Annotated in this window: 22 protein-coding genes and 5 tRNA genes; 24 read left to right on the forward strand and 3 right to left on the reverse strand. The window is 33.3% G+C overall.

The window, feature by feature from the left end; genetic code table 11:
• Positions 1 to 126: 126 nt before the first annotated feature.
• Both V6246_RS14400 and V6246_RS14405 read left to right on the forward strand, forming a co-directional pair.
• Positions 127 to 3,165: a tetratricopeptide repeat protein gene (locus tag V6246_RS14400; protein WP_341561126.1), complete on the forward strand. Its 3,039-nt coding sequence runs from the start codon at positions 127 to 129 to the stop codon at positions 3,163 to 3,165.
• Between the two features lie 75 nt (positions 3,166 to 3,240).
• On the forward strand, positions 3,241 to 4,956 hold the full coding sequence (locus V6246_RS14405) for a TonB-dependent receptor (protein ID WP_341561128.1): 1,716 nt from the start codon (positions 3,241 to 3,243) through the stop codon (positions 4,954 to 4,956).
• A gap of 278 nt (positions 4,957 to 5,234) precedes the next feature.
• Here V6246_RS14405 and V6246_RS14410 read toward each other — a convergent pair whose 3' ends face one another.
• The gene (locus V6246_RS14410; RefSeq protein WP_341561130.1) at positions 5,235 to 5,939 is read right to left on the reverse strand and encodes a class I SAM-dependent methyltransferase; all 705 of its coding nucleotides are present in this window, start codon (positions 5,937 to 5,939) and stop codon (positions 5,235 to 5,237) included.
• A 91-nt stretch (positions 5,940 to 6,030) separates the two neighbouring features.
• On the opposite strand from V6246_RS14410, the gene V6246_RS14415 reads away from it, so the two are divergent.
• From V6246_RS14415 to V6246_RS14425, 3 genes are all read left to right on the forward strand, one after another.
• Entirely contained in the window at positions 6,031 to 6,525 is a 495-nt protein-coding gene (locus V6246_RS14415) for a YkgJ family cysteine cluster protein (protein WP_074939939.1), read from the forward strand.
• A 78-nt stretch (positions 6,526 to 6,603) separates the two neighbouring features.
• Positions 6,604 to 7,443 carry a sterol desaturase family protein gene (locus V6246_RS14420; RefSeq protein WP_341561131.1) on the forward strand — a complete coding sequence of 280 codons (840 nt, stop codon included), beginning with the start codon at positions 6,604 to 6,606 and terminating at the stop codon, positions 7,441 to 7,443.
• Between the two features lie 12 nt (positions 7,444 to 7,455).
• Positions 7,456 to 8,280: a glycerophosphodiester phosphodiesterase family protein gene (locus V6246_RS14425; protein ID WP_341561133.1), complete on the forward strand. Its 825-nt coding sequence runs from the start codon at positions 7,456 to 7,458 to the stop codon at positions 8,278 to 8,280.
• A 3-nt stretch (positions 8,281 to 8,283) separates the two neighbouring features.
• On the opposite strand, the gene V6246_RS14430 is transcribed toward V6246_RS14425, so the two are convergent.
• Positions 8,284 to 9,522 (reverse strand): exo-beta-N-acetylmuramidase NamZ family protein, encoded by a 1,239-nt coding sequence (locus tag V6246_RS14430; protein WP_341561135.1) that lies wholly within the window; start codon positions 9,520 to 9,522, stop codon positions 8,284 to 8,286.
• Between the two features lie 8 nt (positions 9,523 to 9,530).
• Between V6246_RS14430 and V6246_RS14435 the strand changes: the two genes are divergently transcribed.
• Complete coding sequence (locus V6246_RS14435; protein ID WP_341561137.1) at positions 9,531 to 10,766, forward strand: ABC transporter permease; 1,236 nt, start codon at positions 9,531 to 9,533, stop codon at positions 10,764 to 10,766.
• A gap of 147 nt (positions 10,767 to 10,913) precedes the next feature.
• On the opposite strand, the gene V6246_RS14440 is transcribed toward V6246_RS14435, so the two are convergent.
• Positions 10,914 to 11,312 (reverse strand): DUF2721 domain-containing protein, encoded by a 399-nt coding sequence (locus V6246_RS14440; protein ID WP_341561138.1) that lies wholly within the window; start codon positions 11,310 to 11,312, stop codon positions 10,914 to 10,916.
• Positions 11,313 to 11,449: 137 nt separating this feature from the next.
• On the opposite strand from V6246_RS14440, the gene V6246_RS14445 reads away from it, so the two are divergent.
• The 18 genes from V6246_RS14445 to rplK all read left to right on the forward strand — a co-directional run bounded on the left by V6246_RS14445 (position 11,450) and on the right by rplK (position 23,579).
• Positions 11,450 to 12,721 carry a DUF2851 family protein gene (locus V6246_RS14445; RefSeq protein ID WP_341561140.1) on the forward strand — a complete coding sequence of 424 codons (1,272 nt, stop codon included), beginning with the start codon at positions 11,450 to 11,452 and terminating at the stop codon, positions 12,719 to 12,721.
• A gap of 118 nt (positions 12,722 to 12,839) precedes the next feature.
• Complete coding sequence (locus V6246_RS14450; protein WP_042499311.1) at positions 12,840 to 13,067, forward strand: PspC domain-containing protein; 228 nt, start codon at positions 12,840 to 12,842, stop codon at positions 13,065 to 13,067.
• A gap of 3 nt (positions 13,068 to 13,070) precedes the next feature.
• A complete protein-coding gene (locus V6246_RS14455) occupies positions 13,071 to 14,093 on the forward strand; it encodes a potassium channel family protein (RefSeq protein ID WP_341561142.1) in 1,023 nt (340 codons plus the stop codon).
• Positions 14,094 to 14,218: 125 nt separating this feature from the next.
• Positions 14,219 to 15,913 carry an alanine/glycine:cation symporter family protein gene (locus V6246_RS14460; RefSeq protein WP_341561144.1) on the forward strand — a complete coding sequence of 565 codons (1,695 nt, stop codon included), beginning with the start codon at positions 14,219 to 14,221 and terminating at the stop codon, positions 15,911 to 15,913.
• An 18-nt stretch (positions 15,914 to 15,931) separates the two neighbouring features.
• Positions 15,932 to 16,813, forward strand: a complete 882-nt coding sequence (locus V6246_RS14465; protein WP_341561146.1) for a ComEA family DNA-binding protein — start codon at positions 15,932 to 15,934, stop codon at positions 16,811 to 16,813.
• Positions 16,813 to 17,979 (forward strand): acyl-CoA dehydrogenase family protein, encoded by a 1,167-nt coding sequence (locus V6246_RS14470; protein WP_341561147.1) that lies wholly within the window; start codon positions 16,813 to 16,815, stop codon positions 17,977 to 17,979. The genes V6246_RS14465 and V6246_RS14470 overlap by 1 nt, the downstream gene beginning before the upstream one ends.
• Before the next feature lie 391 nt (positions 17,980 to 18,370).
• A complete protein-coding gene (gene rpsU, locus V6246_RS14475) occupies positions 18,371 to 18,565 on the forward strand; it encodes a 30S ribosomal protein S21 (protein ID WP_042499307.1) in 195 nt (64 codons plus the stop codon).
• Positions 18,566 to 18,753: 188 nt separating this feature from the next.
• Positions 18,754 to 19,644: a tyrosine-type recombinase/integrase gene (locus V6246_RS14480; RefSeq protein ID WP_341561149.1), complete on the forward strand. Its 891-nt coding sequence runs from the start codon at positions 18,754 to 18,756 to the stop codon at positions 19,642 to 19,644.
• Between the two features lie 63 nt (positions 19,645 to 19,707).
• Entirely contained in the window at positions 19,708 to 20,010 is a 303-nt protein-coding gene (gene hpf, locus V6246_RS14485; RefSeq protein WP_042499303.1) for a ribosome hibernation-promoting factor, HPF/YfiA family, read from the forward strand.
• A gap of 253 nt (positions 20,011 to 20,263) precedes the next feature.
• A tRNA-Thr gene (locus V6246_RS14490) sits at positions 20,264 to 20,337 on the forward strand.
• Positions 20,338 to 20,399: 62 nt separating this feature from the next.
• Positions 20,400 to 20,481 (forward strand) — tRNA-Tyr (locus tag V6246_RS14495).
• Positions 20,482 to 20,618: 137 nt separating this feature from the next.
• Positions 20,619 to 20,691, forward strand: a tRNA-Gly gene (locus V6246_RS14500).
• A gap of 85 nt (positions 20,692 to 20,776) precedes the next feature.
• Positions 20,777 to 20,848 (forward strand) — tRNA-Thr (locus V6246_RS14505).
• A 64-nt stretch (positions 20,849 to 20,912) separates the two neighbouring features.
• Positions 20,913 to 22,100 carry an elongation factor Tu gene (gene tuf, locus V6246_RS14510; RefSeq protein WP_159018196.1) on the forward strand — a complete coding sequence of 396 codons (1,188 nt, stop codon included), beginning with the start codon at positions 20,913 to 20,915 and terminating at the stop codon, positions 22,098 to 22,100.
• Positions 22,101 to 22,161: 61 nt separating this feature from the next.
• Positions 22,162 to 22,234, forward strand: a tRNA-Trp gene (locus tag V6246_RS14515).
• 77 nt (positions 22,235 to 22,311) lie between these two features.
• Positions 22,312 to 22,506, forward strand: coding sequence for a preprotein translocase subunit SecE (secE, locus tag V6246_RS14520; protein WP_042499298.1), 195 nt, complete (start codon positions 22,312 to 22,314; stop codon positions 22,504 to 22,506).
• Between the two features lie 9 nt (positions 22,507 to 22,515).
• Entirely contained in the window at positions 22,516 to 23,070 is a 555-nt protein-coding gene (nusG, locus tag V6246_RS14525; protein ID WP_341561151.1) for a transcription termination/antitermination protein NusG, read from the forward strand.
• Between the two features lie 71 nt (positions 23,071 to 23,141).
• Entirely contained in the window at positions 23,142 to 23,579 is a 438-nt protein-coding gene (rplK, locus tag V6246_RS14530) for a 50S ribosomal protein L11 (RefSeq protein WP_042505915.1), read from the forward strand.
• Positions 23,580 to 23,598: the final 19 nt, after the last annotated feature.

The raw sequence follows: 23,598 nt of genomic DNA on the forward strand, positions 1-23,598 counted from the left end.
TTCAAGATAGATTGTTCTCATGTTTTTTGAATTTTTAACACCTCTAATTATAATTATGGCACGATTATTTCGTTATGGATTCAATATTCAATTATCTTTGATTTTAAATTAAAAAACGAATTGTTAATGATTAAAAATAATATTTTTTCACTACTGGTTATCATTGGTTTTAGTTGTCAGGTTATGGCACAAAAATCAGCTGTTTACACTAGTAATTTGGTAGAGTATCAAAAAGCATTATCACTTTATAATAATCAACAATATCTTGCAGCAAAATCGCTGTTTACTAATGTTGAAAAAACGGCAGAAGAAGATGTTTTACAGTCCAACTGTGCCTATTATATAGCCAATTGTGCAGTAAGATTAAATCAGCAAAACGCCGATCAACTTATTGAGAATTTTGTAGAAGATTACCCAACAAGTACTAAAAGAAATACAGCTTTTGTAGATGTGGCCGATTATTATTTCGTTAACGGAAAATACTCCTACGCTCAAAAGTGGTATCAAAAAGTAGATGTCAATGCTTTAGGTAAATCTGAAAAAGAAAAGTTTTACTTCAATAATGGTTATACCGCTTTTACAACAAAGCAATTTAAAGATGCCAAAAAGTATTTAACTAAAGTAGAAAACTCTAAAGAGTATGGGTCGCAGGCCAAATATTACATTGGTTTTATGGCTTATGAAGGTGATGATTACGATAAGGCAAATGAATATTTTGAACAAGTAAACGACCAAGAGCGTTACAAAGAAAAATTATCATACTATCAAGCCGACTTACATTTTAAACTAGGTAAGTTTGAAGAGGCTATTAAATTAGCCAAAGCTCAATTAAGTAAAAGTGATGCAGATGAAGTGTCTGAGCTTTCTAAAATTATTGGTGAAAGTTATTTCAACCTAGAAAATTATGCAGAGGCTATTCCTTATTTAACGGCATATCAAGGAAAAAAAGGACAAAGAGATCGTGTAGGGAAGTGGAGTAATACGGATTATTACCAATTAGGTTATGCGTATTATAAGCAAGGTAATTTTGAAAATGCAGTCTCTGAATTCAATAAAATTATTGGAGGTAAAAACTCAATTGCTCAAAATGCATATTATCATTTAGGTGAAAGTTACATTAATTTAGGAAAAAAGCAAGAAGCTTTAAATGCTTTTAAAAATGCTTCGGAAATGGATTTTGATCTAAAAATTCAGGAAGATGCTTGGCTTAATTATGCTAAAATTAGTTACGAAATTGGAAACTCATACCAATCGGCACCACAAGTTTTGGCAAGTTATTTAGAGAAATATCCAAACACAAGCTATAAGGAAGAGGTGGAAACGCTTTTAATAGATTCTTATATCACATCAAAAAATTATACAGAAGCACTTAAATTATTAGAAGGTAAGCGTAGTTTCGAAAACAAGGTAGCTTATCAAAAAGTAGCGTTCTATCGTGGTTTAGAATTGTATAATGAAAATAAATTTAAAGAAGCGTCGGCGCTTTTTAATGGTTCATTAAAAGAACAACAAGACCAAAGATTTACAGCTAGAGCAACATTTTGGAAAGCTGAAACGGATTATAATTTAACTAATTACGATGATGCTTTAATTGGTTTTAAACAATTTCAGCAACAAAACGAAGCGACATCTACTCCTGAGTTTGAAAACTTAGATTATAATTTAGCTTACACTTACTTCAAGCTTAAAAATTACGAACAAGCTACAAATTACTTCAACCAATTTATTTCAAGTAAAAAAGATGATAAAGTAAGGTTGAATGATGCGTATTTACGTTTAGGTGATGGTCATTTTGTTTCAAGTCAATATAGCAGTGCTATAGATGCTTATAAAAATGCCATTAGATTAAATGAAATAGAATCTGATTATGCCTTTTTTCAAAAAGCAATAAGTACTGGTTATGCCGGAAATACTTCAGGAAAAATAAGTGAATTAGGAAGTTTTATTTCAAAATATCCAAAATCAAAACTTCGTGATGATGCTATGTTCGAGCTAGGTAATTCATATGTAAAAGCAAATGAAACCGATAAAGCTATGCCAATTTACGATAGATTGACAAACGAGTACCCAATGAGTTCGTTTGTGCCAAAAGGTTTGTTGCGTCAAGGTTTGGTGTATTATAATTCTAGTCAAAACGAGCAAGCTTTAGTGAAGTTTAAAAAAGTAGCAAACGATTATGCTGGTACTCCAGAAGCTGTGCAAGCGGTTGCAACGGCAAGATTAATTTATATCGATTTAGGTCGTGTAAACGAATATGCGGTTTGGGTTAAGCAATTAGACTATGTAGAAGTTACCGATGCCGATTTAGATAATGCCACTTACGAGGCTGCAGAAAAGCAATATTTAGATAATAACACAGATAAGGCCATTACGCAGTTTAATAAATATTTAAACGAATTTCCACGTGGGTTACACGCTTTACAATCACATTTTTATGTGGCACAACTTTATACAAAAAATAATTTGTTAGAGAATGCTGCTCCACATTATAAGTATGTTGTAGATGCTTCTCGAAGTGAATACACAGAGGAGGCTTTAATGAAATTGTCTCAGTTTTATTTAAGTTCTAAAAACTGGAACAAAGCGATGCCTATTTTAACAAGATTAGAGAGTGAAGCAAATTTTCCTCAAAACGTTGTGTTTGCACAATCTAATTTAATGAAGGCGAATTACGAATTGAATAATTATAACGAAGCCGTGTCTTATGCTGAAAAAGTGCTTAAGAATCCTAAAATCGATAATAAAATTCAAGCAGATGCTCAAGTTATAATTGCACGTTCGGCTATTAAAACAAATAATGAAGATTTAGCAAAAACGGCATACACTCAAGTAGAAAAAGTAGCTACAGGCGAAACTGCTGCCGAGGCTTTATATTACAACGCTTATTTTAAAAACAAGGAAGGTAAGCACGAAGCATCTAATGTTACGGTGCAGCAATTAGCTAAAAACTACTCGGGTTACAAATATTATAGTGCGAAAGGTTTAGTGCTAATGGCTAAGAATTTTTATGCTCTAAAAGATGCTTTTCAGGCTACATATATTTTAGAAAGTGTTATTACAAATTTTAAAGAATTTGATGATGTTGTAGCAGAAGCTAAAGCTGAATTAAGCAAAATTAAAAAAGAGGAATCTAAAACCAATTCATCTATTTTACCAGAAGATTAGTTTTATTCAAAAGCCATTTTAAGTAGGTTAGAATTTGAATCTTAGAATTTAATTAAGAAATAAAAATTATAAAATATGCGTAAGCACATCAATAGAATATTAACCGTTGCAACAACATGTATAGCAACACTTGGGTATGCACAAAGCAAACAAAATGACACTTTAAATACAGGTGTTATAGACGTTGTTAAACCATACGCGCCATCAATTTCCGATGCGTTTAAAGTAAAAGAAGCACCAACTTTAGACGATGCGACTACCGAAACTAAAAAAGAAATTAAATACAATATTTTCTCTTTTCCGGTAGCGTCAACCTTTACACCTTCAAAAGGTAAGGCGGCAGTTGTAGAAAAAGCAAAACCAGTAAAATTGTTTGATAATTACGCAACACTTGGTGTGGGTAGTTATACTACTATTTTAGGTGAAGTATATTTAAATCATGCCATAAGTCGAAATGAAAGTGTTGGTGGCTATGTAAGTCATCATTCTTCTGGAGGAAATATCGAAGGTGTAGAATTTGATGATGGATTTTCAGATTCTAAAATAAACGTGAATTATGCGAGTCGTATGCGCGATATGGCCTGGAATGTAGAAGGAGGTTTTCAATATTCAAACTACAATTGGTATGGTGTTCCAGACTCTCAAGTGATTTTTGCACAAGACGATAATATAAATGTTGGTCATGCATTTTATAATGCACATGTGGGAGGAGATATTAGTTTTGAAGATACTTACATTAACTCTGGAAGTGTATTGTTTAGACGTTTTGCTGATAATCAAAGTTCAGGAGAAAATCGTTTTATAGCAAAAGGGAAAGTAGATGTTCCTGTTAATGGAGAAGAGATTTCTACGGAAGTAAAAATTGATTACTTAGGTGGTGGTTTTAGTAACCTATATTCTGGTTTAGAAAGTATCGATTATGGTAATTTTCAGGTTGGTATTATGCCAAGCTACCAACTTATTAGAGACGATTTAACATTAAACCTTGGAGTTTCGGCCTATTATTTGAATGATACAGAAAGCGGATCAAACAACTTCTATATCTATCCAAACATTACAGCAACCTATAGAGTGGTTAGCGATGTGGTAATTGCTTATGGTGGTATTCAAGGTGATTTAGAGCAAAATTCTTATTACGATTTTGCTACCGAAAACCCATTTGTTTCTCCAACATTATTCATTACACCAACAGATAAACAATACAATGCGTATGTTGGTTTAAAAGGAAAACTTTCTAGTACTATGAGTTATAACGTTAACGGAAGTTATGCATCGAGCCAAAACAGAGCCTTATTTATATCTAACGAAATTACACGTTCTGGGGACGATTATACCTATGGAAACTCGTTTGGAGTTGTTTACGATGACATTAATACTTTTGGAGTTTCAGGTGAAATAAATGTTGATATTAACCGAAACTTTAACTTAGGTTTAAAAGCCGAATATTTTAGTTATTCTAGCGATACCGAAGCCGAAGCATGGAATTTACCAGATGTAAAAGGATCTATGTTTTTAGATTATCAAATTAATCAAAATTGGTTTGCAGGAGCTAATTTATTTTACACAGGCGAGCGTAAAGATCAATTTTTCTTAACGACATCAACACCTCAAATCATTACTTTAGATAGTTATTTTGATGCTAACGCGCATGTTGGTTATCACGTAACAGAGCAAATTTCAGTATTTGCAAAAGCAAACAATATAGCCAATAATAATTACGAACGTTGGCAGAACACGCCTGTTCAAGCTATTCAGTTTTTAGCAGGTGCAACATTTAAATTCGATTTTTAAAACATATTTTTGATGTTTCCGCGAAAGCGATAAATGTTTTAAAACTATAATATTTAGAAAAGCTAAGGTTTCATTTTTGGAACTTTAGCTTTTTTTATTGAATAAAAAGCAGATGTTAAAGTTCACGGGGTCGATTGTGATACGTTCTAATGTCGCTATGACAAAAACATTCAAAGAAGCATAACCGTTAGTCATTTCGACGTAAGGAGAAATCACATAAAGCTCAATGTTAGAATAGCCTTATATGCTTTAAAATATTGAGTTAAACAACACCATAACTATTCAAAATGCATCAATTGCGCCAAATAATCAAAATGTTCACCTTCTTTTATAATCTCGCATTTAAGACCAACCGTTTCACAAGCCAATTTTAAAGTTTCAAAATCTAGATATAACCATTTCATTGGGATTTCTTCTTCGTTTTTATAAGATAGAAAATAATCTAATTCACCATAGTAGTTCGAGTTAGTATCCATCCAATAACCACCATCTTCATCTTGATACATGTATTTGATATCCGATGAATCCATTAAAATTTGTCCGCCAGAATTAAGCAACCCTTTCAGTTGAGTTAAGTATTTTGAAACTTGAGATAATTCTTGAAAAATTCCGGTACCATTCATTAATAATAAAATGGTATCAAACGTTTCTGTTTCATCTAAAATATTTTTTATTTCAGCATTTACAACACCACGAAGTTTAGCAACTTCAATGGCGCCTTTAGAAACGTCGATAGCTTTAACTTTTTTATTGTTTTTTTGTAAATACAAACTATGGCTTCCTGAGCCACAACCAACATCTAAAATGTCGCCTTTTGCTAGTTTTAAAGCTTTTTGCTCTAGCTTCGGCATCTCTTCGAATTGGCGAAATAGATAAGGAATTGGCAAGGCATCATCATCAGAAATACTTGTTGATGTTATAATGTCTTCAGTATAGTTTCCGTTTTGGTAATCTAATAAGGCTTGTCCGAAAAGGTCTTTCATAAATAATACTTTGTTTATTCCTTTGAAAAAAGGAAATCTCATTTTATTTCTACGCAAGTATAAATCTCGTAAATTATACTATTTTTGCGCCATGCAAGACATTATTAACAATCTTCCAAAGCAGGCCAAAGATAAGCATAACGAGAATAAAAAATTCTTCACAAAGCTAAAAAAGAAGCCGCCTAAAAATTTAGATTACGTTATGCAAGATTTGCATGAACAAGAGTTTAAACGTACCGATTGTTTGGAGTGCGCCAACTGTTGTAAAACTACTGGACCGCTATTTACTGATAAAGATGTAGATAGAATTGCTAAACATTTTAGAATGAAAACACAGCAATTTATATCGCAGTTTTTACGTGTAGATGATGAGAATGATTATGTTTTACAAAGTGTGCCGTGTACCTTTTTAGGAGCCGATAATTATTGCTCTATTTACGATGTGCGTCCAAAAGCGTGCCGTGAGTTTCCACATACAGATAGAAGTAAGTTTCAACAAATTTCGCATCTTACTTTAAAAAACGTGGCTATTTGTCCAGCTGCATTTAATATTGTAGAAGAAATGAAAAAGCGCATTAAGGTTTAGTTTTGAAGTCTGGTTGTTATTTTACTAGGCTTGGTATAATAACTTTTTTACTATATTGTAAAACAAAAACAACCACTCTTGCAAACATTTCTAAACTATTTCGAGACCATACCATCATCACACCGTAGTATAATTTTAGTTGGAGGCTTGGCCTTTTTCTGGCTTTTAGAAGGTGCGGTACCATTATTTAAATTCAATTATAAAAAATGGGAGCATGCAGCTCCAAATATCTTTTTTACTTTAACTACAGTCGTTATTAATTTTGCCTTAGCTTTTTTACTGCTTAACTCAGCCGATTGGGTGATGGCTAACGATTTTGGAATTTTAAACTGGTTACCAGAAATGCCGCTATGGTTGTACATTATTCTAGGTGTATTTCTAATGGACTTTTTTGGAGCCTATTTAGCGCATTTTGTAGAGCATAAAGTGCCTATGTTATGGATGGTGCATTTGGTTCATCATTCCGATCATAAAGTCGATACAACTACCGCTAATAGACACCATCCTTTGGAAAGTGTTATTCGTTTTATGTTCACGCTATTGGGTGTTTTTGTTATTGGAGCTCCAATAGGTATTGTTATGTTGTATCAATCGATGTCTTTGGTGGCTACGCAGTTTACACATGCTAATATTAAGTTACCAAAAAGTGTCGATAAAATAATGAGTTATGTATTGGTGTCGCCCGATATGCATAAGGTGCACCACCACTATATGTTGCCTTATACGGACTCTAATTACGGAAATATATTTTCGGTGTGGGATAGATTATTAGGTACTTATATGGATTTTGATCGTGAGAAGTTAATTTATGGCGTTGATGTTTTTCCAGATGAAAAAGCTAACGGAAACATAAAAGAACTTTTAAAACAGCCTTTTAAAAAATACGAAAGACCAACTATAATTTCTGATAAAGATTAATACTTTTTTATTTTGAAACATTGCAAGATTGATATTCAGGGGCATCGTGGTTGTCGCGGTTTGTTACCCGAAAACAGTATGCCGGCATTTTTAAAAGCATTAGATTTAGGTGTGGACACTTTAGAGTTGGATGTGGCAGTTTCTAAAGATAAAATAGTTGTTGTTAGCCATGAACCTTATATGAATCCTGTGATTTGTTTAGACACTAAAGGTGACGCTATTTTAGATGAATATGCTAAGAAGTATAATTTGTATCAAATGACTTTAAATGATATTCAACAATTTGATTGTGGTTCTAAATATCATCCTAAATTCCCAAATCAGGAAAAAGTAAAAACATACAAACCATCTTTATCTGAAGTTTTAAAAGAAACTAAAAAAATAAATCCATCAATAAAATTCAATATTGAAATAAAATCAGACCCGGAGTATTATGATGTTTTTACTCCAAAGCCTAAAGAATTTGTAGCATTAGTTTTAGATGTTCTAAATGAAAACAACGCTTGCAACGAAACCAATTTGCAAAGTTTCGATTTACGGATTTTAGAAGAAATAAAAATTCAATCTCCTAAAATGGAGGTTGCCCTTTTAGTAGAGGATGATGAGATTATTTTAGAGAAACTCAATAAAATGAGTTATTCACCAGCTATTATAAGCCCGTATTACAAGTTGCTAAATAAAGAAATAGTTAGTGATTTAAAAATTAGAGGTTTTAAAGTGATACCATGGACGGTTAACACCGAACAGGATATAAAGCTCATGATAGACTATAATGTAAACGGAATTATAACAGATTACCCAGACAGACTCATTACTGTTTTAAAACAATACGTTTAAATTTTACTCATACATTAAATACTTCGAACGTGTTTTAGCAAAGGCATCTAAGCCTGTTTTCCAAGTTGCTTTAATTTGATTAGCGCTTAATCCAGATTCAATTTGTTGTTGTAATTTTTTTGTTCCGGCTAGTTTCGTGAAAAACGAATTGAAGAATTCTGTTTTATTTCCGGTGTTGTTGTAAGCTTTTATCAGCCAATTTAAATTAAGAGTATTTAGGTTTTCGGCTTCGGTTAAGTTTTCACCATAACATAATTTATTTTCATATTTTGGATGCTTAGCACCATGATTGGGTTGCGGTGTAAACTGAAAAGGAAACTGAGTTTTATTTAAAAACGGACTCCCAAAAATCTGAAATTGCGTTTCCGTTCCACGACCAGCACTTACGTTTGTGCCTTCAAAAAAGCAAAGGCTAGGGTAAAGGTTTATCGATTTGTCGTTTGGTAAATTCGGGCTAGGTTTTATAGGTAAGCTATATTCTAGGTTATGGTTATAGTTTTCCACAGGAATAACCTGTAAATCACAAGTGATACCTTGGTTTAGCCATTTTTCACCGTTAATCATTTTTGCATATTCTCCAATCGTCATGCCATGCACAGTTGGTATAGGGTGCATGCCCACGAAACTTTTATGAGCTGTTTCTAAAACAGGGCCATCAAAATAATGCCCGTTAGGGTTTGGTCTATCTAGAATTAAAACAGTAATATTCTGCTCGGCACAAGCTTCCATTACATAATGTAAACTCGAAATATAAGTGTAAAAACGAGCACCAACATCTTGAATGTCAAAAACAACTAAGTCTAAATTTTTCAATTGCTCTACCGAAGGTTTTTTGTTTTTTCCGTAAAGGGAAACTATAGGCAAGTTGGTTTTTATATCTACACCATCTTTAATAACTTCTCCGGCATCTGCCGTACCTCTAAAGCCATGTTCTGGTGCAAAAACCGTTTTAATATCAACGTTTAAGGCAAGTAGGGAATCTACTAAATGTGTATTGGTTTCTCCTTTAAAAATAACACTAGTTTGGTTGGCAACAATACCAACACGTTTGCCTTTTAGTATAGGTAAATAAAGAGCCGTTTGGTTGGCACCAACAGTGATGTTTTTTTCTGTTTCAATTTGTTTTGGGCTCTCCTTATCTAAAAGCGATAAGTTTTCCGACTTCGATTTCGTGACATTCCCACAAGAAATCATTACTAAAACAAATAATAAAACAGTATTTTTGAAAACATTTAATAGCATAATAAATTTTGAATTACGAGTTTTTTTTAGCCAAACGCATTATTGGTAGTAAAGCGTATAAAAGTAGTGTATCGGCACCAATAATAAAAATTGGTATTGCCGCTATTGCTATTGGTATTGTGGTCATGATGATTGCGATTGCCACAGGTATTGGTTTACAACAAAAAATTCGTGACAAAGTGGTTGCTTTCAATGGCCATGTTACCATTAGTAATTTCGATAGTAACAACTCTCAAGAAAGTATCGTGCCAATCTCTAAAAATCAGGAGTTTTATCCAGAGTTTAAAGAGGTTGATGGTATAAAACACGTACAAGCCGTAGCAACAAAATTCGGAATCATTAGAACAGAAACAGATTTTGAAGGTGCCGTGTTTAAAGGTGTCGGTCAAGATTTCGATTGGAGCTACTTTCAAGAATTTCTTATAGAAGGCAAACTACCAAGTTTTACCAAAAAATGGAGCGAAGAGGTTTTAATCTCACAATACTTAGCCGATAGATTAGGATTTAAAGTAGGCGAAAAGTTTCAAATGGTTTTCGCAAAAAACGATACCGAAAAAGCACCAAATATTATAACATTCAATATTGTGGGTATTTATAATTCCGGTTTTCAAGAATTAGATCAGCAATACTTAATAGGGAACATTCGCCACATACAACGTATTAATAATTGGGAAGAAGATCAAATAGGGAACTTCGAAGTTTTTATTTCCGATTATTCGCAACTCGATCGAAAAGGAATCGAAATTTATCAAAATACACCATCTACATTCAATACCATCACGGTAAGTAATAAGTATAGTTCCATTTTTGAGTGGATAAAAATATTCGATAAAAATATTTACGGCATTATCGGGATCATGATTCTCGTGGCAGGTATAAACATGATTACTGCGCTACTTGTTTTAATACTCGAGCGCTCACAAATGATAGGGATTTTAAAAGCCCTAGGAAGTAACAATTGGAGCATCCGTAAACTTTTTTTATACAATGCATCTTACCTTATTTTACTTGGTTTATTCTGGGGTAATTTACTCGGTTTAGGGCTGCTGTTTGCACAAAAATATTTTAAACTGTTTCCGCTAGATCCAAGTGTGTATTACGTTTCCGAAGCTCCAGTATATATAAGTTTAAGTTATATAGTTGCTCTTAATATTGGTACGCTTATTTTATGTTTACTCATGCTTTTAATACCATCGTATATTATCACGAAAATATCGCCAGTAAAAGCCATTCGATTCCAATAAAATTTAACTTTTCGGGCGCTACCGCAAGGGTCGGGCTTTCACTACTCGCTCCCTCCTAAGGACGGGGAGCTCAAACAGGCCGTTCAATCCCTAGCGCATCATCAGCTAAGGTTTTGTCTATTATTAGGTTTTGTAACCCTGCTAGTGTTACTTATTATTTTCAATATCACTAATATGGTGCTCTAAAGCCTTAACTGAAATTTGAATTTCAATAATTAAAAGCGATAACGAAGCGATTAACAAAAGAAGCGCCAAGCCAAACACCCAAACAGCAATTGCATTTTGCTGAATGTAGATTAAAAACATAGTCACCACACATAATAGTAAACTCGAAATGCCGAAAATTTGCATACTTCGCGTTAAATACAAACGCTTTTTTATATTCTGTATTTGTGCCATCAACACACTATCTTTTTTCTCAGTATACTTATCGTGCAAGTTTCTAATAGTTGCAGCGTAAGCTAAAAACCTATTGGTATATGCTAACATAATTAAGGAAATAGCCGAAAATAAAAGAGCAGGAGTAGTAAGCGTAAGTTGTTCCATAATGTAGTTTTATACTAGGTTGCAAAGTTAGTAATTTAATTAATCCTCAAGATTATTACCTCGCTGTGTTTTACTTTAATAGAATTCAATTTTTAATTTCATTTGGAAATTTTAAACTGGTATTCTATCTTTAAAAAATGCAAGAAGATTTTCTACACTACATCTGGAAATTCAAGAAATTTCAAACTCAAAGTTTAAAAACAGAAGCAAATCAAGCTATAACTATTACTTCTGTAGGGCAACATAACTTTAATTCTGGCCCCGACTTTTTTAATGCAAAACTTACTATTGGCGAACAACTTTGGGCGGGTAATGTGGAAATTCATATAAAATCATCCGATTGGTATTTGCACAATCACGAACAAGACCCAGCTTACGATGGTGTTATTCTACATGTAGTTTGGGAACATGATACCGAGATTTTTAGAAAAGATAATACGCCTATTCCAACATTAGTTTTGCGTGATTATATCGATTTTACGCTTTTAAACAATTATAAAAAGCTTTTTGCAAAACAAAACACATGGATTAATTGTGAAAACGATTTTGCAAATACCGACGATTTTGTTTTAACCAATTGGCTAGAGCGCTTGTATTTTGAAAGACTAGAACGAAAAGCAGGAGCTATTGAGTTGCTTTTGCAAGAATCTAAAAACGATTGGGAAGCCGTACTTTTTAAAATGCTTGCCAAAAACTTTGGGCTAAAAGTAAACGGAGATGCTTTTTTAAGTTTAGCGCAATCGGTCGATTTTTCGGTGGTTAGAAAATCGCAATCTAATTTGCAAAGTTTAGAAGCCTTACTGTTTGGACAAGCTAATTTATTGTCAGAATCTGTGGAAGATGCTTACTTTATAAGTTTATCAAAAGAATACAGTTTTTTAAAACAGAAGTTTCAGCTTAAAGAAAATCAAGTATTACCGTTACAATTTTTTAGATTACGACCGCCAAATTTTCCAACCATACGGTTATCTCAATTAGCAAATTTATATCACGAGCATCAAAATTTATTCTCTAAAGTGATAGAAATAGATAAGCTCGAAGATTTTTACAAGCTGTTTAATGTTTCAACTTCCGAGTTTTGGAAAACACATTATACTTTTCAAAAATCATCTAAACCTTCAACCAAAGTTATTACAAAGGCTTTCACAGATTTACTATTGATAAACACTATTCTTCCTTTAAAATTCTGTTACGCTAAACAAAAAGGACAAGATATAGATGGCTCTATTTTAAAGATAGCTTCAGAAATCAATTCAGAAAAAAATAGTATTATCGATGCTTTTAATAAACTGAAAAAAATGTCTAAATCGGCCTTTCAGTCACAATCGCTTATTCAATTAAAAACAGAGTATTGCGATAAAAATAAATGTTTACAATGTGCCGTTGGAAATTCACTTTTAATTAAATAGTTATTGTTTTTCTAAGGATTTCAATATTTGACAGGGTATTGTTATTAATATTAAGAAAGCGTTAAATATTTCAACCTAATAGCTTTTAAACAAAAAAAGGAATCCTTAAATTGCAAGCATGAACAATATCTATAAACCCTTATTGTTTTTTCAGAAGCATGGTTATTACGTGTGTCAACGTATTGCCGATCGTTTTGGTATTCGCGCTAAAGTGGTGCGTACTTCTTTTATGTATGTAACGTTTGTAACGGTTGGTTTTGGCTTTGCTTTGTATTTATTTCTTGCTTTTTGGATGCGTATAAAAGATTTAATTTACACAAAACGCTCTTCGGTTTTCGACCTATAACTTATGAATCCATTAATAAGAATTTTTAGAACTAAAATATATACAGCCATATTTTTGCTGGTTCTTATTCTACTCGTTGGCGTGTTTGGCTACATGATGATATCGAATTATACCGCTATCGATGCACTTTACATGACGGTTATTACCGTAACCACTGTTGGTTTTGGAGAGGTTGTACCATTGGATAATAATTCCAAAATATTTACTATTTTTTTAATATTAACTAGCATTGTAATTGTTGGTTATGCTTTATCTACTATTACCGAGTACATTTTAAGCAAAGACCACATTGAAGAATTAAAACAGAAAAAGATGCAAAAGAAAATTGATACGTTCGCCAATCATGTTATTATTTGCGGTTATGGAAGGAATGGAAAGCAGGCGGCTGTAAAATTGGCTGCGCACAACCGATCTTATGTTATTGTTGAGAAGAACAAAGAGATGATTGAGAAGTTGGAGTTAGACGGTGCACCTTATGTAATAGGTAACGCTAATGAAGATGAAACGCTTGTGCAGGCTGGTGTAGATCGAGCCAGTTGTTTTATATCTGCTTTACCAAGTGATGCTGATAATCTATTTGTAGTGCTTTCAGCTAGACAAATTAACCCGAAAATTAATATAATAAGTCGTGCATCTCAAGAGTCGTCTTATAGTAAGCTGAAGTTTGCAGGAGCTAATAATGTTATTTTACCAGATAAAATTGGTGGAGATCATATGGCATCTTTAGTTGTGGTTCCAGGACTTATGGAGTTTATTGATAACTTATCTATTGTCGGTAAATCGAATATAAATATAGAAGAAGTAGCTGTAGAAAAATTACATAGTAATAATATAGTTAAAACCATTCGCGATTTAGATTTACGCCGAAAAACGGGTTGTACCGTAATTGGTTATAAAGATGAAAACGGAGAATATATTGTTAACCCAGAAGCAGAATTAGAACTGGCTAAAAATTCTAAAATTATTGTTTTGGGACGTCCAGAACAAATTGAAGCATTAAATACAGAGTATAATATAGAGCAGTAATCATACGATTTTAGCGGTATTTTTTTTAAAATACCGTTTTTTTTTAGCATCTTGCTACTTTTTTGTGTCATTCTATAAGAGAATGAGCTAGTTTTTTGAAATTTAATTAACCAACATAATATCTTATGAAGAAATATCTTCTTTCAATTTTTACATTAATAGCACCTTTTTTAACATTTGCGCAAGAGACAGCCGAGTTAGGTATAGATCAGCAAATAGACCAGGCGTTTAAACCGATTTCAGATTTTTTCTCGAACGTTATCTTCTTTCAAGTATTCGGCACTCCATTTGTTTTAATTCTTTTAGTAGTAAGTGCATTGTTTTTTACTATTTATTTCGGTTTTCCAAACATTAGATATTTTGGTAAGGCCATTAAAACGGTAAGAGGTAAATATGAAGATATTGAAAAGCATGGCGCTAAAGAACTTTATGGTGAAGGTGGTGTTGCTCAAGGAATAGACATCAATACAATAGATGATATAGAAGAGCATCTTGTTAGTGTTGAGAATGATTTAGCCGTAGATGGTGATATTGTTGATACCATTAGAGATGAAAGTAGCGAAGGTGAAGTAAGTCACTTTCAAGCATTGGCAACTGCAGTATCAGGTACTGTTGGTAATGGTAATATTGCAGGTGTAGCTTTAGCGATTGCACTTGGTGGTCCGGGAGCAACCTTTTGGATGATTATTTGTGGATTACTAGGGATGTCAACAAAATTTGTTGAATGTACTTTAGGTGTACATTATAGAGATGTTGGTGAAGATGGTACGGTTTACGGAGGCCCAATGTATTATTTAAAGAAAGGTTTAAAGGAACGCGGTTTTGCTAAACTTGGAAAAGTAGCAGCTGTTGTATTTGCAATCTTTTGTATTGGAGGTTCTTTTGGTGGTGGTAATGCTGCGCAATCCAACCAAGCTACAATTGTAATAAAAGATTTATTAGGATTAGAAAGTACTGGAGCTGGATTCTGGATTGGAGTTATATTAGCTTTTACTGTAGGTATCATTATTATTGGAGGTATTAAACGTATTGCATCTGTTACAGAAAAAGTAGTGCCATTTATGGCGTTATTATATATTATATGTTGTTTATACATCATTTTAAGTAATTTCACACTTATTGATGATGCTGTAGGTTTAATTTTAGAAGAAGCATTTAACCCAACAGCAATTGGTGTTGGTGGATTTATAGGTGTTTTATTAGTAGGTTTCAAGCGTGCTGCCTTTTCAAACGAAGCAGGAGCAGGATCTGCATCTATTGCGCATTCAGCAGTAAGAACAAAATATTCTGCTAGTGAAGGTTTAGTAGCCTTATTAGAGCCATTTATTGATACGGTTGTAATTTGTACTATGACGGCTTTAGTTATTATCATTTTTAACTTTGGTGGATTCTTTGAGTATGGAGATGTTACAGGACAAGGTGTTGCGATTATCAATGGCGAATCTTATGAAGGAGCAGGTATTACTGCAAAAGCCTTTGCAGAGTATATTCCTTATTCTAATGTGTTTTTAACTATTGCAGTGGTGCTGTTTGCGGTTTCAACTATGATCTCTTGGTCGTATTACGGTTTGCAATCTTGGAAGTTTTTATTCGGAAGAGGTAAAGCTGCAGATTTAACTTATAAAATATTATTTTTAACTTTCGTAATTATTGGAGCTGCTGCTAGTATGAAATCTATTTGGGATTTCTCAGATGCTATGATATTTGCAATGGTATTCCCTAATATGATTGGTCTTTACTTCTTATTCCCAGTTGTTAAAAAACAATTAAATAGATATTTAGGAGCTATAAAACTTAAAAAGGACGCGTTAGAAAACTAAAATTTAAAACTTTTATATATGAAATCCCATGTCACGTTTTCTAAAAACCAACGGCATGGGATTTTTTTATTGTCTATACTCATAATTGCATTACAATGTGTTTACTTTTTTGTTGATTTTTCGGGAGAAGACATTCAAACCAAGGATGACGAGTTAGCAAAATTCACTAAAGAAATAGATTCACTTAAAGCTATAGAGTTAGAAGCCCGTAAACCAAAAATATTCCCTTTCAATCCTAATTTTATTACAGATTACAAAGGCGCTACTTTAGGTATGAGTAATCGGGAAATAGACAGGCTTCTTAATTTTAGAAAACAAGACCAGTGGATAAACTCATCTAAACAATTTCAAGAAGTTACCCAAGTATCAGATTCTTTATTAAACAAAATATCTCCGTATTTTAAATTCCCAGAATGGGTAACTAATCCTAAAACCTTTAAATCATCCTATAGCAATTCATATAAAACCAAACCCAAAACCTTTGCTCAAAAACAAGATTTGAATACGGCCACGGCCAAACAGCTTCAAAAAGTGAATGGTATTGGAGAAGCGTTTTCAAAACGAATTATTAAATTCAGAAATAAATTTAAAGGCGGTTTTATAGCCGATGTGCAATTGCAAGATGTTTATGGCCTAACGCCAGAAGTTATTCAGAAAATACAATTAGATTTCACGGTTAAAACACCGCGACATATTAATAAAATAAATTTAAACACGGCATCCGTAGATCAATTGGTTACCATACAACATATTGATTACGATTTGGCGCACCATATCATCGAGCAGCGTAGTTTACGAGAGGGATTTAAATCCTTTTCAGAATTACTAAAAGTAAAAGACTTTCCAGTAAATAAAATCGAGATAATTGAATTATATTTGCGAATTGACAACACAAACTAATGAATAGCATGTACTTCACAGAAGAGCACCAACTTTTTAGGAAAAGTCTTCAAGATTTTTTACAAAAAGAAGTTGTTCCACATATTGAAAAGTGGGAGCAAACGGGTCTAATAGATCGTTTTATTTGGAAAAAATTTGGTGATATGGGATTCTTCGGAATTAAATATCCTGAAACTTATGGTGGTTTAGATTTAGATTTATTCTATACTGTAATTCTGCTCGAAGAACTTCAAAAAATAAATTCAGGTGGTTTTGCCGCTGCTATTTGGGCGCATACTTATTTAGCCATGACGCATTTAAATGCAGAAGGCGACGAGGCAATAAAACAGAAATATTTAGTACCAAGTATTACTGGAGATAAAATAGGATGTTTGTGTATTAGTGAGCCTTTCGGCGGAAGTGATGTTGCAGGTATGCGCACCACTGCTGTTAAAAAAGGTGATAAATATATTATCAATGGGTCAAAAACATTTATTACAAATGGCGTTTTAAGCGATTACTTAGTAGTTGCGGCAAAAACAAGTCCAGAATTAGGTAATAAAGGCATTAGTATATTTGTTGTAGATCGTGAAACCAAAGGTTTATCGGCAACTAAACTTAACAAACTAGGATGGAGAGCATCCGATACGGGAGAAATAGCTTTTGATAATGTTGAAATCCCAGCAAATCAAATATTAGGCGAAGAAGATAAAGGTTTTGCATATATTATGCAGCATTTTGCACTAGAGCGTTTAATTATGGGGATTAATGGCCATGCACGAGCAGAATTTGCGCTAGAATATGCTTTAAAGTATATGAGCGAGCGTCAAGCCTTCGGCCGTACTATCGATAAATTCCAAGCCTTACGCCATACCATTGCCGATTTATATACCGATATGGAAATGTGTAAAACATTTAACTACGCCGTAGCATATCGATTAAATAAAGGGGAGTATGTGGTGAAAGAAGCTACCATGTCTAAGCTAAGGTCTACTAAAATGGCCGACGAGGTTATTTATCAATGTCTGCAATTTCTGGGTGGCTACGGCTACATGGAAGATTACCCAATGGCAAGACTCTTACGCGATAGTCGTTTAGGGCCAATTGGTGGTGGAACATCAGAAATTTTGCGAGAAATTCTAGCTAAAATTATCATCGACAAAAAAGAATATAAAGAAGCAACATAATTTGTTTGGGCAAATTGCACCTATTATAATTTGTGCTTTTCATTTAGATAAAGTTTAATTTAAGGTGTAGTTTTTTATTAAAATAGAATAGTGCTTAGGCGCAAACACGCTTTCCGCTATATCTGTTTTGAGCTTAATAGGGTTCGGTGTTATTATAAAAGCAGGTGTAAATCTTAATTTTTTACATCTATTTGTGTTTAGGTAAAGCACAAAAAAGGATGCCGCATCAATCGTTTTTGCAGGTAAACCTGCTTTTTTCAGTATTAAAAATCGAGTATCCTTAATCCGTATAGTACAATTCAAAAAAAAATATTTTAAATTTTAATTATTATTTAGAAATTATTATATATTTGCACCCTGAAAATTCTAAAAGAGAGGAGGTTAAGACACTATGTTAATAATACCAGTTAAAGAAGGAGAAAATATAGATAGAGCGTTAAAGCGTTACAAACGAAAGTTTGTAAAAACAACGGTAAAAAACCAGTTAAACACGCGCAAGCAATTTAACAAACCTTCTATTGTACGTAGAGCTCAGGTTCAAAAAGCTCAATACATTCAAGGATTAAGAGACGCAGAAGAAGTATAATTTCTGCCCTTTATAATATTAAATCCCGCAACTTGCGGGATTTTTTTGTTTACAAAAGTTTCATTACGTCAGTATGTTAAGTGTAATGTACGTCTTTTTGTTTTAAAATTCTTACTTTTTTATTGCTGCCTCACTTCATAATAATGAAAAAACATTGTATATTTAAAAACAAATCATACCCCAAATACATGTCTTTTCAATCTTTTACCGATTATCTCCTACTGGAAAAAAACTATTCGGTATTGACTGTAAATGCATATCAAGCAGATTTAAAAGCCTTTTTAAAATATATAGAAAAAGAATTTGATGATGATTCTATCACAAATGTAAACTATTCACAAATTCGTAGTTGGATTGTTTCGTTGGTAGAAAGCGGTATTTCCAATAGAAGTATAAACCGAAAAATTTCATCATTAAATACCTATTATAAATTTCTTTTAAAAGTAGGAGATCTTCAATTAAACCCATTAGCAAAACATCGCGCTCTAAAAACAAGTAAAAAAATACAAGTGCCATTTTCTGAAATCGAAGTAGCAAACGTGTTAAACGAATTGAATTTCGGCACCGACTTCGAGAGCTTGCGTAATAAACTCATTATAGAGCTGTTTTATTCAACAGGCATTCGTAGAATAGAATTAGTAGAGCTAGAACTCTCTCGATTTGATATCAGTAATAAAACACTTAAGGTTAAAGGGAAGCGAAATAAGGAGCGTATTATACCATTATTACCATCGGTTATTGAAACCTGTAAAAGCTATTTAAAGGCCCGAAATGAATTGGAAGTACTTGTAGATTCCGATAGATTGTTTTTAACCCAAAAAGGTGTTAAAATATATGAAACACTTGTTTACAGAGTAATTAATGAGTATTTTAGTTTAGCATCTTCAAAGGTTAAAAAGAGCCCACATATACTAAGGCATTCTTTTGCAACACATTTGTTAAACCAAGGTGCAGACTTAAATGCTGTTAAAGAGCTTCTTGGTCATTCAAGTTTAGCGGCAACACAAGTTTATACACATAATAGTATAGCCGAATTAAAAAAGGTGCATGTTAATGCGCACCCTAGAAGTAAAAAATAAAGTAAACTAAGCTGAAGTTTTTAATTTCAACTTTAATAATTGTTTAACCAAAAAAACACAAGTATGAAAGTAAACACCCAATCCGTAAATTTTAACGCAGATCAAAAATTAATAGATTTTATCCAAAAACGAATGGACAAATTAGATTTGTTTTATGATAAGGTAATTAAATCGGATGTTTTTTTAAAGTTAGAAAACACCAGTGATAAAGAAAATAAAGTATTTGAAGCACGTGTAAGTGTACCAGGCGATAGTTTTGTTGTAAAAAAACAGTGTAAAAGTTTTGAGGAAGGTGCAGATATGGCCATAGCATCATTAGAGCGCCAATTAAAAAAACGAAAAGAAAAATTAAGAGCACATTTATAATATTTAGAACGATTTTATAGAAACAGCTTTGTTTTGGTGAAAAAAGAATGGGATACCCCGTTATTACTAAAGTAATCGCGTTTCAAGAAGAGAAGAAATGAATCTAAAACACATAGTTTTTAATAGAATTTGAAAATAGTTTGAAATTCTATGTAAAATTTATTGAAAAAATGTTTTGAATATTTAAATAAATCTATACATTTGCAGTCCGTTAGAAATAGCGGACTTTTTTTATGCGTAAAAAAAGAAAAAAGCCGATGTAGCTCAGCTGGCTAGAGCAGCTGATTTGTAATCAGCAGGTCGTGGGTTCGAGTCCCTCCATCGGCTCTTTTAAAATTTGAATTCTAATTATTTAGAAATAAGAGTTTTAGATTGAAATATTGAATTTAGGGGAGATACTCAAGCGGCCAACGAGGGCAGACTGTAAATCTGCTGACTACGTCTTCGCAGGTTCGAATCCTGCTCTCCCCACAATTTTTAAGGATTAAGCGATTAATCTAAAAAGTTTATTGAAATATTGATAATACCCTTTAAAGATTTTTGTATCTATAAAAAAGAATTCTACTTTTGTGGAAATTCTAAATGTAGATTTAAAATTTTTAATTAATGCGAGAGTAGCTCAGTTGGTAGAGCGTCAGCCTTCCAAGCTGAATGTCGCCGGTTCGAACCCGGTCTCTCGCTCAAAGTTCCTGCGAAATCAGGAATCTCTTCTTTTAAAAAATCTTTTTTTAAGATAGATTGAAAGAATAGGGAATAAAAACTTTACGCCGGTGTAGCTCAGGGGTAGAGCGTTTCCTTGGTAAGGAAGAGGTCACGAGTTCAATTCTCGTCATTGGCTCTAAAGAAAAAATTAGAATACACTAATATTATTATATAACAAAGATTAAAATCATTTTAAAAACATGGCAAAGGCAACTTTTGATCGTTCAAAACCACACTTAAACATTGGTACAATTGGACACGTAGATCACGGTAAAACAACTTTAACTGCTGCTATTACTAAAGTATTAGCTGATGCAGGTTATTCTGAAGCAAGATCATTTGATCAAATTGATAATGCTCCTGAAGAAAAAGAAAGAGGTATAACAATTAATACATCTCACGTAGAGTATGCAACATTAAACCGTCATTACGCTCACGTTGACTGTCCAGGTCACGCGGATTACGTAAAGAACATGGTAACTGGTGCTGCACAAATGGATGGTGCTATCTTAGTAGTTGCGGCTACAGATGGTCCAATGCCACAAACTCGTGAGCACATCTTATTAGGACGTCAGGTAGGTATTCCTCGTATCGTTGTATTCATGAACAAAGTGGATATGGTTGATGATGAAGAATTAATCGAATTAGTAGACATGGAAGTTAGAGATTTATTATCTTTCTATGAGTACGATGGAGATAACGGACCTGTAATCGCTGGTTCTGCTTTAGGTGCACTTAACGGTGAACAAAAGTGGGTTGATACAGTATTAGAATTAATGCAAGCTTGTGACGATTGGATCGAAGAGCCATTACGTGAGGTTGATAAACCTTTCTTAATGCCTATCGAGGATGTATTCTCTATTACTGGTCGTGGTACTGTTGCAACTGGTCGTATTGAAACTGGTATTGCAAATACTGGAGATCCTGTAGAAATTATTGGTATGGGTGCTGAGAAATTAACATCTACTATCACAGGTATCGAAATGTTCCGTCAAATATTAGATAGAGGTGAAGCTGGTGATAATGCTGGTATCTTATTAAGAGGTATTGAGAAATCTCAAATCTCTAGAGGTATGGTTATTGTTAAGCCAGGTTCTGTAACACCACACGCTAAATTTAAAGCTGAGGTTTACATCCTTAAGAAAGAAGAAGGTGGGCGTCACACTCCATTCCACAACAACTACCGTCCACAGTTCTACGTACGTACAACTGATGTAACTGGAAACATTGCGCTTCCTGATGGTGTTGAAATGGTTATGCCAGGAGACAACTTAACTATTACTGTTGAATTAATTCAAACAATTGCAATGACTGTAGGTTTACGTTTCGCAATTCGTGAAGGTGGTAGAACAGTTGGTGCTGGTCAGGTAACTGAAATTTTAGACTAATATAGTCCAAAGCATATAAAAAAGTTAAGGTATTCCTTTTTGGAATACCTTGACTTTATTTACGGGCGTAGCTCAGTTGGTAGAGCACTGGTCTCCAAAACCAGGTGTCGGGAGTTCGAGTCTCTCCGCCCGTGCAAAATATCAGAGATTAATAAATCTCAATGAAGTGTTTACACTAAGCATCTTTTAGATGTTGTAAAAAAAAGTAAAAATGGCTGGATTTGTAAATTATATAAAAGAATCATTTGGAGAACTTAAAAACAATGTAAGTTGGCCAACATGGGCAGAAGCTCAAAGTTTAACTATTTTGGTTGCTGTGTTTTCAATTATATTCTCTCTTGCAATATGGGGAGTAGATACAGTATTTAGTAATGTTATATCATTTTACTTTGATCTAATTAAATAAAAAAAAATTATGTCTGAAGTAAGTGAAAAAAAATGGTACGTAGTTCGTGCTGTAAGTGGTCAGGAGAACAAAATTAAGACATATATCGAGAATGAAATTGCTCGTTTAGGTCTTACTGATTATGTAGACCAAGTATTAGTACCTACAGAACGCGTTATCCAAATCCGTAACGGAAAAAAAATCCATAAAGAAAAAGTATTCTTCCCAGGATATATTATGGTACAAGCAAATTTAACAGGTGAAGTTCCTCATATTATTCGTTCAGTAACAAATGTTATTGGATTTTTAGGTGAAACAAAAGGTGGAGATCCTGTGCCATTGAGACAGTCTGAAGTAAACAGAATGTTAGGTAAGGTTGATGAGTTGGCTGTTGAAGAAAGTTCTATTGTAGCAATACCATATACAAAAGGAGAAACTGTTAAAGTAATTGATGGTCCTTTTAATGGTTTTGATGGAACTATCGAAAACATAAATGAAGAAAAGCGTAAGCTTGAAGTAATGGTGAAAATCTTCGGAAGAAAAACACCATTAGAATTAAGCTATATGCAAGTTGAAAAAGTATAATAGTGTTACATTAAGATAGATTAAACGTCTCGCTTCCAAAAGAGAGGTTTTTTCGAATTAAATTATTAAAAATGGCAAAAGAATTAAGTAAAGTAGTTAAGTTACAAGTTCGGGGAGGTGCTGCGAATCCGTCGCCACCGGTTGGACCCGCTTTAGGAGCCGCTGGTGTTAACATCATGGAGTTCTGTAAGCAATTCAATGCTAGAACCCAAGATAAAGCTGGTAAAGTATTACCAGTTGTTATATCTGTTTATAAGGACAAATCGTTTGATTTTGTAATTAAAACTCCTCCAGCAGCAGTCCAGTTAATGGAAGCAGCTAAGTTGAAGAAGGGTTCTGGAGAGCCAAACCGTAAAAAAGTAGCTAAAGTATCTTGGGATCAGGTTAAAACTATCGCTGAAGATAAAATGGTAGATTTAAATGCATTTACTATCGAGTCTGCAATGAAAATGATAGCTGGAACTGCAAGATCAATGGGAATAACTGTAACAGGGCAATTCCCTAATTAATCTATTAAAGACATTAGAA

It is taken from the genome of Algibacter sp. TI.3.09 (genome assembly GCF_038154905.1).
Classification (GTDB): Bacteria; Bacteroidota; Bacteroidia; order Flavobacteriales; family Flavobacteriaceae; genus Algibacter.

Coding starts and splice junctions, on each gene's coding strand:
- V6246_RS14400 (WP_341561126.1), top strand. CDS start 127: ATGATTAAAAATAATATTTTTTCACTACTGGTTATCATTGGTTTTAGT.
- V6246_RS14405 (WP_341561128.1), top strand. CDS start 3,241: ATGCGTAAGCACATCAATAGAATATTAACCGTTGCAACAACATGTATA.
- V6246_RS14410 (WP_341561130.1), bottom strand. CDS start 5,939: ATGAAAGACCTTTTCGGACAAGCCTTATTAGATTACCAAAACGGAAAC.
- V6246_RS14415 (WP_074939939.1), top strand. CDS start 6,031: ATGCAAGACATTATTAACAATCTTCCAAAGCAGGCCAAAGATAAGCAT.
- V6246_RS14430 (WP_341561135.1), bottom strand. CDS start 9,522: ATGCTATTAAATGTTTTCAAAAATACTGTTTTATTATTTGTTTTAGTA.
- V6246_RS14440 (WP_341561138.1), bottom strand. CDS start 11,312: ATGGAACAACTTACGCTTACTACTCCTGCTCTTTTATTTTCGGCTATT.
- V6246_RS14445 (WP_341561140.1), top strand. CDS start 11,450: ATGCAAGAAGATTTTCTACACTACATCTGGAAATTCAAGAAATTTCAA.
- V6246_RS14450 (WP_042499311.1), top strand. CDS start 12,840: ATGAACAATATCTATAAACCCTTATTGTTTTTTCAGAAGCATGGTTAT.
- V6246_RS14455 (WP_341561142.1), top strand. CDS start 13,071: ATGAATCCATTAATAAGAATTTTTAGAACTAAAATATATACAGCCATA.
- V6246_RS14460 (WP_341561144.1), top strand. CDS start 14,219: ATGAAGAAATATCTTCTTTCAATTTTTACATTAATAGCACCTTTTTTA.
- V6246_RS14465 (WP_341561146.1), top strand. CDS start 15,932: ATGAAATCCCATGTCACGTTTTCTAAAAACCAACGGCATGGGATTTTT.
- V6246_RS14470 (WP_341561147.1), top strand. CDS start 16,813: ATGAATAGCATGTACTTCACAGAAGAGCACCAACTTTTTAGGAAAAGT.
- rpsU (WP_042499307.1), top strand. CDS start 18,371: ATGTTAATAATACCAGTTAAAGAAGGAGAAAATATAGATAGAGCGTTA.
- V6246_RS14480 (WP_341561149.1), top strand. CDS start 18,754: ATGTCTTTTCAATCTTTTACCGATTATCTCCTACTGGAAAAAAACTAT.
- hpf (WP_042499303.1), top strand. CDS start 19,708: ATGAAAGTAAACACCCAATCCGTAAATTTTAACGCAGATCAAAAATTA.
- tuf (WP_159018196.1), top strand. CDS start 20,913: ATGGCAAAGGCAACTTTTGATCGTTCAAAACCACACTTAAACATTGGT.
- secE (WP_042499298.1), top strand. CDS start 22,312: ATGGCTGGATTTGTAAATTATATAAAAGAATCATTTGGAGAACTTAAA.
- nusG (WP_341561151.1), top strand. CDS start 22,516: ATGTCTGAAGTAAGTGAAAAAAAATGGTACGTAGTTCGTGCTGTAAGT.
- rplK (WP_042505915.1), top strand. CDS start 23,142: ATGGCAAAAGAATTAAGTAAAGTAGTTAAGTTACAAGTTCGGGGAGGT.